Annotated in this window: 9 protein-coding genes, 1 pseudogene and 1 riboswitch; of the genes and pseudogenes, 6 read left to right on the forward strand and 4 right to left on the reverse strand. The window is 35.9% G+C overall.

The features are described from left to right. Nucleotides 1–537 precede the first annotated feature (537 nt). Both J3U66_RS03045 and J3U66_RS03050 read left to right on the forward strand, forming a co-directional pair. On the forward strand, nt 538–1,638 hold the full coding sequence (locus tag J3U66_RS03045) for a hypothetical protein (RefSeq protein WP_267347942.1): 1,101 nt from the start codon (nt 538–540) through the stop codon (nt 1,636–1,638). Beyond that, complete coding sequence (locus tag J3U66_RS03050; RefSeq protein ID WP_267333065.1) at nt 1,631–2,392, forward strand: DeoR/GlpR family DNA-binding transcription regulator; 762 nt, start codon at nt 1,631–1,633, stop codon at nt 2,390–2,392. Before J3U66_RS03045 ends, J3U66_RS03050 begins: the two co-directional genes overlap by 8 nt. A gap of 37 nt (nt 2,393–2,429) precedes the next feature. Here the strand turns inward: J3U66_RS03050 and J3U66_RS03055 are convergent, their stop codons facing one another. Together J3U66_RS03055 and clpB are read right to left on the reverse strand one after the other, a co-directional pair. After that, nucleotides 2,430–3,233 carry a Cof-type HAD-IIB family hydrolase gene (locus J3U66_RS03055; RefSeq protein ID WP_267347943.1) on the reverse strand — a complete coding sequence of 268 codons (804 nt, stop codon included), beginning with the start codon at nt 3,231–3,233 and terminating at the stop codon, nt 2,430–2,432. A gap of 883 nt (nt 3,234–4,116) precedes the next feature. After that, complete coding sequence (gene clpB, locus J3U66_RS03060; protein WP_267343859.1) at nt 4,117–6,687, reverse strand: ATP-dependent chaperone ClpB; 2,571 nt, start codon at nt 6,685–6,687, stop codon at nt 4,117–4,119. Between the two features lie 761 nt (nt 6,688–7,448). After that, nucleotides 7,449–7,494, forward strand: a riboswitch (PreQ1 riboswitch). 2 nt (nt 7,495–7,496) lie between these two features. Here clpB and queD point away from each other — a divergent pair. Together queD and J3U66_RS03070 are read left to right on the forward strand one after the other, a co-directional pair. After that, nucleotides 7,497–7,925, forward strand: coding sequence for a 6-carboxytetrahydropterin synthase QueD (gene queD / locus J3U66_RS03065; protein ID WP_267333068.1), 429 nt, complete (start codon nt 7,497–7,499; stop codon nt 7,923–7,925). Then, nucleotides 7,922–8,536, forward strand: a complete 615-nt coding sequence (locus J3U66_RS03070) for a 7-carboxy-7-deazaguanine synthase QueE (protein WP_267347945.1) — start codon at nt 7,922–7,924, stop codon at nt 8,534–8,536. Before queD ends, J3U66_RS03070 begins: the two co-directional genes overlap by 4 nt. 465 nt (nt 8,537–9,001) lie before the next feature. Here the strand turns inward: J3U66_RS03070 and pgeF are convergent, their stop codons facing one another. Then, nucleotides 9,002–9,772: a peptidoglycan editing factor PgeF gene (gene pgeF / locus J3U66_RS03075; protein ID WP_416379558.1), complete on the reverse strand. Its 771-nt coding sequence runs from the start codon at nt 9,770–9,772 to the stop codon at nt 9,002–9,004. Between the two features lie 13 nt (nt 9,773–9,785). After that, nucleotides 9,786–10,760 (reverse strand): 23S rRNA pseudouridine(1911/1915/1917) synthase RluD, encoded by a 975-nt coding sequence (gene rluD, locus J3U66_RS03080; RefSeq protein ID WP_267347947.1) that lies wholly within the window; start codon nt 10,758–10,760, stop codon nt 9,786–9,788. A gap of 93 nt (nt 10,761–10,853) precedes the next feature. Here rluD and bamD point away from each other — a divergent pair. Next, nucleotides 10,854–11,576, forward strand: a pseudogene (gene bamD / locus J3U66_RS03085) (outer membrane protein assembly factor BamD); the annotation flags it as partial. A 282-nt stretch (nt 11,577–11,858) separates the two neighbouring features. Further along, nucleotides 11,859–14,441: a leucine--tRNA ligase gene (gene leuS, locus J3U66_RS03090; protein ID WP_267347948.1), complete on the forward strand. Its 2,583-nt coding sequence runs from the start codon at nt 11,859–11,861 to the stop codon at nt 14,439–14,441. Nucleotides 14,442–14,462 lie beyond the last annotated feature (21 nt).

The following is a 14,462-nucleotide window of genomic DNA, read 5'->3' on the forward strand; positions in this document are numbered from 1 at the left end:
GCCCGATGCCCGATGCCCGATGCCCGATGCCCGATGCCCGATGCCCGATGCCCGATTAAGACCACATTTTAACATATTTTTACCAATCCTTGTAGTGAATATCTAAATTTTTTCTTTAAAATTCATATGATTGAGTTTAATTTAATCATCAATTAATTTTGCTCTAAACCTTTAGTACCAATTTATACTAAAGTACTTTTAGCGTAATATATTAGAATAGTTAATTGAGTTTGTAATGAGCTTTTCAGTAAAGAATTGTTAAGTTATCACTCAAATAAAGTGACATTTGTCTTTACACTAGACGTTTAATTTTAATACTATCTTTGATAGATTCAGAGATAACATAATAAAAAAATTTAAAAAAATGATTTTAAGTTGAAATATAGATAAATTCATTTAGTTTATACCCTTTTGCATAAAAGCAGATTTACATTACAATTATTAAATTAGATTGTAATATGTTGATGAAAACGTCTTCCTTAATAACCCTATTATAAGGAATGTTACATAATCAACATTATTTAAGAGATAAAAAGCATGAAAAAAATAATATTACTTTTATTATTGATGGTATCTTCACCGGCATTTAGCACTATCTATGTTTATAAAGGTAATATAGCAGATAAACAAATGACTTTATATCTAGAGCCGATAAGTCAAGCTTTTTGGGTTTATGATGATGATCCTAAACAGATACAACATAAATTAAACTATGGATGTGAATTAAATAATTCCTGCTCACAGTTAACTCATCAAACCAATTTAGAACTTTATGATGCACACGATCTCTATATCGATCCTGACAATCAACAAATAAAAGCCAAAAAACAAAGTCATTATTTTATCTTTAATGATATTCATCTAACACAAAATCAAGAAACAACATTGTTAGATCAAACATTAGAGGGTTATTGGTTTAATGGCAGTAATAATCAACACTATCCGGTAAAACTTTCTCAACAATTAGTGATAGATAAAGACAGTAATACGCAATTTACTAATGTTGAATTATTACAATTAGCGTCAACTGATCATCACTATTTTACTGCCGTCTTTTCTAAACAAAAAATGGATAAAATTAAGTTAGTTGGCATTAATGTTTATGCGAAAAATAACCATCAGTTATTACAAAAAATCGAAAATTTAAACTATAGTGATAATGGTTTTATGAGCATCGACTTACAAGATATCAATTTTGATGGAATACTTGATTTAGCTATTAAAAAATACCGTTCAAGGCAAGGTGATAACTTGGATTATTATATTAATGATAAGGGAGCATTTACACCAACCCATTTATGGGGGAGCAATATAGAATTTAATCCCAAAGACAAATCCGCCATAGGTAGCAAAGATTGTTATGACCTGGATGATAAACAACAAAGGGTCCAGACTAAAATAGAAAGTGTTTATCAATACAAAAACTATCAATATATTTTTGTAAAAAATCGTTGTCAAATCATTAATATTGACAACAAAACCCAACGAAATTGTTTAGATGCCGAATATAATGCCTGTTTACTAAACCGCAATAATATTAATCGTGAAAATCCAAATGTAATTGGTGAAGATAATATACTGTACAAGAATATGGCGTGGGATAAAGGTAAATTAATTGATGGAGTGATAGATGATTGATTATGATGCTTTTCCTGAGCAACGGCAATCTTATATTCAGCAGCTGTTACAAGACAAAGGTCGAGTAGTCAATGCCGATTTAATTAAATTACTTGGTGTATCAGAACATACAATTCGCCGCGATTTACAAAAACTTGCACGTAATGGTATCTGCAAACGTGTTTATGGTGGTGCGGTCAGCCAATTAAAACAATCTGCAAGCTTTGAAACCAGAATGACACAAAGCGTTAGCGAAAAGTCATCGGTTGCTAAACGATGCGCTCAACTCATCAAAGCCAATTCTTGTATTTTTATTGACGCAGGTTCAACCTATTTGACAATGGCAAGTTATATTCCTACAAATATTGAGTTAACTATTGTGACAAATTCCCCCCAAATCGCTTCACTACTTAGTAGTCGAACTCAGGGGGAGCTTATTTTACTTGGTGGAAAAGTAAATCCACAAACCGGCAGCACCCTGGGTGCAGATACGGTAAATCAGATCCGTAACATGGTCTTTGATCAAACATTTATCGGCGTGTGTGGACTTGATCCACAAGCTGGATTAAGTGCTGTTTATTATGAAGATGCTTGTTTTAAAAAAGAGGTAATTGCCCAAAGTAATGAAGTTGTCGCCGCTGTAATAGCCGATAAAATGTTACAAATAGCTCGTTATAAAGTGGCAAAGTGTGAAGATCTCGATATCATTGTCGTCAGTCGAGAAACTAAAATTGAAGGTTTTGAGCAGGTTGATTTACAAATAGAGGTCGCCTAATAGATTCGCTCTAAGGTCGACCAAATCTCTTTTTTAGCTATTTTGCTTGTAGATTTAATAGCAATTGAATTGTTTTTAGAACAGCACTGTCAGTATTATAGCCCGTTATAAAATTTGCCTTTGCTTTCGTTTCTTCAAATGCATTACGCATGGCAAAACTATATTCCGCTTGTTCTAACAATTCAATATCGTTATAACCATCACCGAATGCCATAGTTTCGTGTGTAGTTACATTAAGCATTTGTTGTAATTTCTTGATAGTTGTACCTTTATGTACATCATAATCGGTAATATCAATCCAATTTGCTTCTGATACAACAATATAGACATTATCCTCATAAGGGGTTAAATGCATACGCGTTTGAGGGCATTGACCTGTTTCATCATAGACCGTGATTTTAATAAAATCATCAGAAATTGAACTCAGTTCATCAACTTCAATAATGGAAGCATAAGAACCACGAACTTTTTGTTTTAATCTTGCTGGTAAATCCGATCGAATCACTGCCCCTTTTGCTGTACAGGCAATGATGACATGATTGGTGCTGGCTTGTTCCAATGTTTTGATAATACGTTGTCCTAAATCATTGGCTAAAAAGGAACGATAGACAAATTCTCCATTAAATTTAATCGCTGTAGCACTGTCGCCAACGATCCAAATATGTTGACTATAATCGCCAAAGAGTTCCTCGACACGCTCACACTGTTTACCTGTACACGCAACAAAATGGACATTCTCATTTGCCATTTGCTTATACACTTTAGCAAACAGTTTACGATCGTAATCACCTTGTTCGTTTAAAAAAGTCCCGTCTAAATCACTGATAATTAATTTAATCATATATTTTTCCTTTCATGCTAATAATAAAGATTTTATCAATATGATTTAGTATGATGCTTTGTGATGGATTTAGCAAGATTAAATAATACTTTTGCTTTGAGCTTTATCAAAACACACTCAAACAAGTCTTTTACAAAATGATTAATAAATTCAAGATTAATTACTAAGATGCTGAGCATTAATAAACAACGAAGGATGTCATAAAGGTTAGTGAAAATCCAATTATCACCCGCCATATAAAAAGCATCAACATCGAGCATCAACAACCAATAAAATAGCTAATTATAGAAAAGATCCTGAATCGATACTTCCCTATTCCGTTAATCAAACCGCGCTTATCAATGCTTGTTTAGGGGTTATTAATCAAACCCCAAAACGGATAATAATAGGCAAAAAAATAGTGCTTTAATTGAAAAAAACAGAACAACTGTATATCAATGTCACCCTTTTAACAGTCAAAGCATCGATAGGAACAATAATCTATTACCTCTAAATCAAATACTCGTGGTATTTTGAAAATTAAAATAGCAAAAAATTTTTATATTACTATTTAGAATAAACCATTTCAGATTCGTTTCATAAGACATTAATTAAACCTGCTACACCGTTTATTTGATACAGTTTCAAATTTAAAGAAAAGGCAGAAGGTTAAGTTCTCAGGTAATTTTTTTAAAGATAGTGATACTTGTATTGATGAATCAAGCATGCGTTTAGAGGATAAATTAAAAGAGCCTGAATATACCCTCAGATTTTTTCAAGTCAGTCCTCTTTAATTCAATTATTTTCAACAATAATGATTAATTGATAAATAAAAAAGCCTGAAAATAATCTCAGGCTTTTTATATGCTCACATTGTATTATTTTCAACAATAATCAAAATTGATTATTGTTTAGCTTCAATGTTATCACCCACTAAATCCAAATGAATGGTTTTACCTGGCACAAGTTTACCAGATAGGATTTGTTGTGCTAATGGGTTTTCAATCTCTTGTTGAATTGCACGTTTTAATGGTCTTGCACCATAAATTGGGTCAAAACCAACTTTAGCAAGTTGCTCTAACGCTGCATCAGAGATATCCAATTGATAACCGCGTTCATCCAAACGTTTTTCCACATTAGCCAATTGAATTCTAGCTATCGCTTTGATATTTTCTTGACCAAGTGGATGGAATACCACTGTTTCATCAATACGATTGATAAATTCTGGTCTAAAGTGTTTTGTTACAACAGTCATTACTAATGCTTTCATTTCGTCATAACTTAATTCAACATGACCTTGTATCAAATCTGAACCTAAGTTAGATGTCATAATAATCACTGTGTTTCGGAAATCAACAGTGCGTCCTTGCCCATCGGTTAAGCGTCCATCATCTAATACTTGTAATAAAATATTAAAGACATCCGGATGCGCTTTTTCGACTTCATCCAATAAAATGACAGAATAAGGACGACGTCTTACCGCTTCGGTCAAATAACCGCCCTCTTCATATCCTACATATCCCGGAGGTGCGCCAATTAAACGTGCCACAGAGTGTTTTTCCATAAACTCGGACATATCAATTCTGACCATGGCATCTTCACTATCAAACATAAAGTTAGCTAATGATTTACAAAGCTCAGTTTTACCTACCCCAGTTGGTCCTAAGAATAAAAAAGATCCAATTGGTTTATTCGGGTCAGAAAGTCCTGCTCGGCTACGACGAATTGCATTCGCTACCGCAACAACGGCTTCGTCTTGACCAATCACGCGTTTATGTAGTGCATCTTCCATATGCAGTAATTTATCTTTCTCACTTTCAAGCATCCTTGAAACAGGAATACCCGTTGATTTAGAAAGCACTTCAGCAATTTCATTATCGGTAACTTTATTACGCAATAACTTCATGGTTTTGCCTTCTAGCTGTGTTGCCGATGCCAATTTCTTTTCCAGTTCAGGGATCTTGCCGTATTGTAACTCAGACATTTTATTAAGATCACCAGCTCGGCGCGCTTGTTCTATTTCAGTACGTGCTTTTTCCAACTCAGCTTTGATTGTCTGAGTACCCGAAACAGCAGCCTTCTCTGACTTCCACTCTTCTTCAAGTGACGCATACTCTTTTTCTTTCTCAGCAAGTTCATCGTTTAGCATCTCAAGTCGTTTTTTACTTGCATCATCAGACTCTTTCTTAAGCGCCTGTTGCTCAAGTTTAAGCTGAATAATACGGCGTTCAAGTCGATCTAATGATTCCGGTTTTGAATCCATTTGCATACGAATACTTGATGCAGCTTCATCAATTAAATCGATCGCTTTATCTGGAAGCATACGATCGGAAATATAACGATGTGATAATGTAGCTGCTGCCACAATTGCTGGATCTGTAATTTGTACATGGTGATGCAATTCATAACGTTCTTTCAAACCACGCAATATAGCAATAGTATCTTCAACAGTTGGTTCAGCCACGTAGACTTTTTGGAATCGACGCTCTAAAGCGGGATCTTTTTCAATATATTGACGATACTCATCTAAGGTAGTCGCACCAACGCAATGTAATTCACCGCGGGCTAATGCTGGTTTTAACATATTACCTGCATCCATTGCCCCATCGCTTTTACCTGCACCAACCATGGTATGAATTTCATCAATGAATAAAATGATGCGCCCTTCTTCTTTGGCTAAATCTTTTAAAACGGCTTTTAAACGTTCTTCAAATTCACCACGGTATTTCGCACCCGCAATTAATGCGCCCATATCTAAAGACAACACACGTTTATTACGTAAACCTTCAGGTACTTCACGGTTTACAATGCGCTGTGCAAGTCCTTCGACAATAGCGGTTTTACCCACGCCTGGTTCACCGATTAACACCGGGTTATTTTTAGTACGACGCTGTAATACTTGAATTGTACGACGGATTTCTTCATCGCGCCCAATTACAGGATCGAGTTTGCCTTGTTCAGCACGCTCGGTTAAATCGATAGTATATTTTTTCAACGCGCCGCGTTGATCTTCTGCACTGGCATCGTTCACGTTATCACTTCCTCTTATTTGACTGACGGCCTGATTTAATCTGTCTTTTGTAACACCGGATTTTTTAAGAATATCACCTAAACTGCCTTTTTCTTCTAAAGCAGCTAATATAAACAGTTCTGACGAAATATAACTATCGCCATTTTTTTGCGCTAATTTGTCACAAAGATTTAATACACGAACAAACTCTTGTGAAGGCAATACTTCACCACCCACACCTTGTACTTGTGGCAATCGATCAATTGCTTGGGTTAATTCTTGTTGCAAAGCAGCAACATTCGCTCCCGCTGCTGCCAATAATGGTTTGACACTGCTACCTTCCTGATTAAGCATTGCTGATAACACATGTACCGGCTCTATATATTGATTATCTTTACCTAATGCTAATGATTGTGCATCAGCTAAAGCTTGTTGAAACTTGTTAGTGAGTTTATCTAACCTCATATTATTCTCTCCTGAGCAATAAATTTGGTATAAATGCATAAAACATTTAAACCATTTGCATGATCACTAAATAAGTGTGGAAGAGTAAATTTCAAGAGCTACAAAAAAATTTTTTTATATGATTAAAATCAAAGTAAAAGTTAAAAATCATGAAATTACTTTCGAATAAAAATAACCTCATTCACCGCCAGTTGCGAGCTAAGAAAACACTAAAAAAATTGAGTAATAAACGTTAATATTATTCGTTTAGCTGGCTAGATTTGGTCTTAAAATTTGTTGATTAGCTGTACCATTACAGCCGCATCAATTTTCATGAATTATTACTATCATAAAATAATTCAAAATGTATAGAAAGGAATAATCATCATTAAGCAAAGCGAGATTAAAATCTATGCGACTTGATACATCTTTGCCAATTAACCAAATAGACAAAACACCACAATCGTTCGATACATCAATTATTGATACGACAACATAAAGCTAACCTCAATTCTAAAATAGAATTTTATGTACTGATGTATGAGCGCTTTAATTTTAACCCAAGTATAATTTAGCGCTATTTTTTATAAAGTTTGACGAGATTTGGCAATTAATTTTAAATTGCCCAACAAAATGTTGGGGCATCTATATTGCTAATATTATTTAAGTTACTTACCTAATATAAAAAATATAATCATTACCATGTTTATTCAAAATAATGATTTTAAATGACAAAACACTAGGAATATTTTATATTAGCTTCCCCAATGTTGTTAGATTATCTAACCGTGGTTCGTAACCCATCCCACGAAAAAAAACTAGGATTTAACATGTTTAAAATAGCTAAAGAGTTTCAATTTGATGCTTGTCATATGTTAGATGGGCATAATAAAAAATGTCACAACCTTCATGGCCATACTTATAAATTATTGGTTGAGATTAGTGGTAACCTTATTGCCGATGGTTCAAGTGCTGATATGGTGATGGATTACGCAGATCTAAAGGCAACAGTCACGCAACATATTGTTGATCCACTCGATCACGCTTACCTTTATAATCAAAACAATGAAAATGAGTGTCGCATCGCGGCTTTATTACACGAAATGAATCGAAAAACTTTTGCTTTTCCTTGTCGGACGACAGCCGAAGCAATGAGTAAATTTATTTTTGATTGTTTGTCACAGTACCTACCCGTTTCGATGATTAAATTATGGGAAACACCCACTTCTTATTGTGAATATCATCGGGGCGAAAAATGACAGAGTTTCGCATTGTTGAAATCTTCGAATCTCTACAGGGCGAAGGTTATAATACAGGCATGCCAGCTATTTTTATTCGCTTTGCTGGTTGCAATTTAAATTGCCAGTGGTGTGATACCAATTTCCGTCAATTTACACGATATACGTTAGCGGACATATTAGCTAAAGTAAAAAGTTACCAAAGTAAAAATATTATTATCACTGGTGGCGAACCAACAATGGTAAAAGCATTAGCCGAATTGTTAGCACCACTTAAGCAAGCTAATTATTTTATTGCAATTGAAAGTAATGGTTTAGGTAAAATCGATTCATTAATCGATTATATTGCCTTAAGCCCGAAGTTCTGTTATCAAACACGCTATCAAAAAATTGTTCAATCCACCGCAGATGAAGTGCGAATTGTGGCAGAAAACCACCCTGAATTTTTACCTTTTTGCCGCTATATTGAAAAACATATCAAAGCCAAACGTTACTATCTATCACCTTGTGAAAACAATGGTGAATTTAACATGTTTGAAACCATTGAATTACTCGGCAAAATAAATCAACAGCGTAGCGAAAATAAATGGTTACTTAGTATTCAAACCCATAAATTTGCGAATATCGAATGATGAATAAATTATTTTTTTAAATTATTTAACTCAATGAAATAAATGTAGTATTGCTTGAATTTTCAGTATTGATTAAAAACTTTGTTACAAAAGATTTCGATAGCATCGAATGCATTTTGCACGCAACGACTAACGACTGAGTCAGCAAGTTTTCTATTAAAACTTTGTCGATTTTTTTATCCAATGTGTGATTTGCCCTGGCTGTATGTGCTAAAACGGTTGCTGCTAATGAGCACACCTAAACGTCATCCTATAAGGCAAATAATTTACGCTCATCGCCAATCTTGTTTAAAAAAAGCTAAAAGCAATTGGGCTTTCGGTAATCATAAAAACATCTTCAGATTTGAAATTCTGTTGTAATTGTTATCGTGTTTTTGGCTGAGGATTATCAAATTTCATCTATCTAGTTAATACCTTATTATTATAATTTTTCAGAATGTTGCCGCTTTTGAAAAACTGGGATGGTTATGGATTTTCAAACCAAATCATCGATGCCATTCTACCGGTTCTGTTTTCACGACGATAAGAGAAGAATAAATCCTGTTCAGTAAAAGTGCAGAAATTACCACCAAAAATCTTATTTATTCCCATGGCAGTTAATCTTTGTCTTGCGATTAAATAGAGGTCAGCAAGGTATTTTTGTTCTGTTTGGTTAATCAATGTAAAAGCCTGTTCAGCTTGAGGATCAATTGCTTCAAATTGTGCTTTCACTTCACCGCCTACTTCGAATTTTTTTGCACTAATAGCCGGTCCCATCCAAGCGAGGATTTGATTTTTAGGACATGAAAACTTTTTAATAGTTTGTTCTAAAATTCCATTGCAAAGTCCACGCCAACCAGCATGAGCCGCTGCAACTTCATCGCCATTAACCGAGCAAAACAGTACTGGCATACAATCAGCTGTCAACACCACGCTTACCTGCTTAGCCTGCCGAGTATACGACGCATCAGCTTCAAATCTATCATTAGCAATCATGCCGATAGCCGGTTGCAATTCCACTTCAGTAATATCTAATGCAACTGTACTATGCGTTTGATTTAACCAATAAGGTTCACTGGGAATCTGTTCTGCTTTGATTAATCGCCGACAATTTTCCGCAACATGATCTAAATCATCACCAGTGCGACTGCCCAAATTTAAACTTTCAAAAGGCGCTAGGCTTACCCCACCCTTTCGAGTGGTGGTAAATGCCCGTATGTTTTTCGGGGCTGGCCAATAAGGAGAAATCGATTTAATCATGATGCTCACCTCACCAATCTAATTCATCTTTATGTTGTTGGGTATCGTCTTGAAGCGCTACAATTAACTTTTCCATATCCTCTGGGATAGGTGCATGCCATTCCATCTGCTCCCCAGTAATAGGATGAAATAACCGTAACATAGCAGCATGTAAGGCTTGTCTATCAAAATCGCGTAAAGTTTGTATAAATGATTCGCTTGCACCTTTTGGTGGTCTTGGTCGTCCACCATATAGAGGATCACCAACTAGTGGATGAGCAATATGAGCCATATGCACACGAATTTGGTGTGTGCGTCCCGTCTCGAGTCTTAAACGTAAGCGCGTATGGAGCCGATATTTTTCCATTACCCGATAGTGAGTAACAGCGGGTTTACCCGTTGGAAATACCGCCATGTGTGTTCGTTTTGTTGGATGACGTGTAATCGGCTCATCAATCGTCCCACCTGCGGTAATAATGCCCATGGCAACGGCTTCATATTCCCGCGTAATTTCACGTAATTGCAACGATTCAACTAAATGTGTTTGTGCAATGATTGTTTTGGCAACGACCATTAAACCGGTGGTATCTTTATCTAAGCGATGGACAATACCGGCGCGCGGAACTCGTGCTATTTCTGGATAATGATAGAGTAATGCATTTAATACGGTACCATTAGGATTGCCCGCACCAGGATGGACAACTAAATCACGCGGTTTATTAATAACTAAAATATCATCATCTTCATAAACAATATTCAATTTGATATTTTCAGGTTGATGATATGTTTCTTGCTCAATTTCTGCACTAATGGTAATTTTTTCGCCGCCTAATACTTTTTCTTTAGGCTTATTAACAATAATACCGTTGACTGTCACTTTATTATTCACAATCCACTCTTTTATTCTTGAACGTGAATAATCAGGAAAAAGCTCGGATAACGCTTGATCTAAACGCATTCCGAGTTGTGTTTGTTCTATTTCTGTTGATAATTTTAACTCGAGCATATGTAATTTATCTATTTTAAGCTGATATGTTTTAGAGTATTATATACTATTCATAGACTTTAATGTTTATTTATATTTTGGATTGAGAACTGAATGAAACTACGTTTACACTCTTTGTTAGCAATTGCTTTAAGTGGCATGTTAATTGGCTGCACAACAACAAAGCCTGATGTTGAAAATGTATCAGAATTAGAACTCCACAACAAAGCTCAAACCGAGCTAGAAAGTGGTAACATAAAATCCAGTATCACTATATTAGAGGCAATGGATAAAAATTATCCATTTGGTCCTTATTCACAACAAGTGCAACTTGATTTAATTTATGCTTATTATAAATCTGCTAATTTCCCATTAGTTATCGCGTCGGTTGACCGATTTTTAAAATTAAACCCGACTCATCCTAATATCGATTGGGTTATTTATATGCGTGGTTTAGCCAATATGGCTCAAGACAACAATATGATCCAAGGTTGGTTCAATGTTGATCGTTCAGACCGAGATCCTGACTTTGCTACCGCTGCTTTTAAAGATTTTACTTATCTGGTTTCAAGTTTTCCAACCAGTATTTACGCCGCTGATGCACAAAAACGTTTGGTATTTTTGAAAAATAGACTGTCAAGATACCAACTTAAAATAGCGGAATATTATACTCAGCGCGGTGCTTATGTTGCGGTTATTAATCGTGTTAGCCAAATGATTGCGTTATTTCCGGATACGGATTCAACTAAACAAGGTCTACTGTTAATGCGCGATGCCTATAATGAACTAGGCTTGACTAATGAAACACAAAAAACCGATACGCTTATACAAGCAAATCTTGAAAACATGCCTAAAGAAGAACAGCGCTCATTTTTATCACGCTTAACCAGCGTATTTAATGGTAACTAAAGCCGTAAGAGGCGGGATAATTACCCGCCCATCACTAAGATTATCAGCTAGCAATTACTCTGTTTGTTAATCATTATTAATGAGCTGCCTAAATTATCCCCTTTAATAAATCTATTCATACATTCACATATCGTTTGTAAAACGTGACAATAACCAATACAATTAGCAAATTATTTTTATTAGCAATAATAGATAGGACATTAATTCGTCATGCAAGAACAATATCGCCCCGATGAGATTGAAGCCAAAGTTCAACAACATTGGCAAGAAAATAAAACATTCCATGTTACCGAAGATCCCTCAAAAGAAAAGTATTACTGCTTATCAATGTTACCTTACCCATCAGGGCGGTTACACCTTGGTCATGTTCGAAACTATACTATCGGTGATACTATTTCACGCTATCAACGTTTAAATGGCAAAAATGTTTTACAACCTATTGGTTGGGATGCTTTCGGTTTACCGGCAGAAGGTGCGGCAGTGAAAAATAATACTGCACCGGCTAAATGGACCTATGAAAATATTGCTTACATGAAAAAGCAACTACAGTTATTAGGGTTTGGTTATGATTGGGATCGCGAAGTGACAACCTGCCGTCCTGAATACTACAAATGGGAACAGTGGTTTTTTACTAAACTATTTGAAAAAGGTTTAGTTTATAAAAAAACATCCGCTGTTAACTGGTGTCCGAACGATCAGACCGTCCTTGCTAATGAACAGGTGGTTGAAGGTTGCTGTTGGCGCTGTAATACCCCCGTTGAACGCAAAGAGATCCCACAATGGTTTATTAAAATTACTAATTATGCCGAAGAGTTACTTAACGATTTAGATACATTAGAAAACTGGCCAGAACAAGTTAAAACCATGCAACGTAACTGGATTGGCCGCTCTGAAGGTGTAGAGTTTGATTTTGCGGTTGAAAACTATGCTGATAAGTTACGAGTTTATACTACGCGGCCAGATACATTAATGGGTGTGAGTTTTGTGTCTGTTGCGGCAGAACACCCACTAGCGCAATTAGCAGCCCAAAATAACACCAAAATTGCTGAATTTATTGCTGAATGCAAAAATACTAAAACTGCCGAAGCCGATATGGCGACCATGGAAAAGAAAGGCATGGCGACAGGATTTTTTGCTATTCATCCATTAACAGGCGATAAAGTTCCAGTTTGGATTGCTAATTTTGTTTTAATCGAATATGGAACCGGTGCAGTAATGGCAGTACCAGGCCATGATGAACGCGATTATGAGTTTGCAAGTAAATACAATTTGCCAATTAAACCGGTAATTTTAGATCAAGATGGTAAAGCGCCGGATCTTTCCGAAAATGCGTATACTCAACATGGTATATTGTTTAATTCGGGTGAATTTAATGGCCTTGATTTTGAACAAGCGTTTAATGCCATTGCCGATAAACTCATAGCGTTAGGTATTGGTGAACGTAAAGTTAATTACCGTCTACGTGATTGGGGGGTTTCTCGCCAACGTTATTGGGGTGCACCAATTCCAATGGTGACACTGGAAGATGGCACCACAATTCCTACACCAGAAGATCAGCTGCCAGTTATTTTACCAGAAAATGTTGAAATGAACGGTATTACCAGTCCAATTAAAGCCGATCCTAATTGGGCAAAAACCACGGTAAATGGACAACCAGCATTGCGTGAAACGGATACCTTTGATACGTTTATGGAATCATCTTGGTATTATGCTCGTTATACTTGCCCACATTATGACAAAGGCATGTTGGACGAAAAAGCTGCCAATTATTGGTTGCCAGTCGATCAATATGTAGGGGGTATTGAACATGCCATTATGCATTTACTTTATTTTAGATTCTTCCATAAGTTAATGCGTGATTTTGGTCTAGTATCATCAGATGAACCGGCTAAGCGTTTGCTTTGCCAAGGTATGGTGTTAGCTGATGCGTTTTATTATACCAGCCCAACCAATGAACGTATTTGGGTATCGCCAACTGAGGTCACAATCGAACGTGATGAAAAAGGTCGTATTGTGAAAGCGGTAGATAGCAAAGGTAATGAGCTGGTGCATGCCGGTATGACTAAAATGTCTAAATCAAAAAATAACGGTATTGATCCGCAAGAAATGGTCGAAAAATATGGCGCCGATACTGTACGTTTGTTTATGATGTTTGCCTCACCGGCTGAGATGACCCTTGAATGGCAAGAGTCTGGCGTTGAAGGTGCCAATCGCTTTATAAAACGTGTTTGGCGTTTAGTTTATGAACACGCACAAAAAGGCAGTGTGGATAAACTTGACGTTAATGCTTTAAATGCCGATCAAAAAGCATTAAGACGTGAATTACATAAGACAATTGCTAAGGTCAGTGATGATATTGGTCGTCGTCAAACCTTCAATACTGCTATCGCTGCGGTAATGGAGTTTATGAATCGTTTGCAAAAAGCACCACAAGAATCAGCACAAGACCATGCGCTTATGGATGAAGCTTTAAATGCGATTGTTCGTTTACTTTACCCAATGATGCCTCATGCTTGTTTTGTCATGTGGCAAGCTTTAGGTCATAGTGAAACAATTGATAATACAACATGGCCTATAGCTGAAGAGTCAGCCATGGTCGAAGATGAAAAACTGATTGTTGTGCAAATTAATGGTAAAGTACGTGGTAAGTTTACCGTTCCTGCTGATGCTGATCAAGATTTGGTATTGGCGCAAGCAAAACAAGAACCGAATATCCAAAAATACTTAGCGGACGTTACTATTCGTAAAGTTATTTATGTACCAGGTAAATTATTAAATCTTGTTGTTGGTTGATACTGTTAAAATTCAAACATG

The sequence above is a fragment of the Gilliamella sp. B2969 genome, from assembly GCF_026536195.1.
Classification (GTDB): domain Bacteria; phylum Pseudomonadota; class Gammaproteobacteria; order Enterobacterales; family Orbaceae; genus Gilliamella.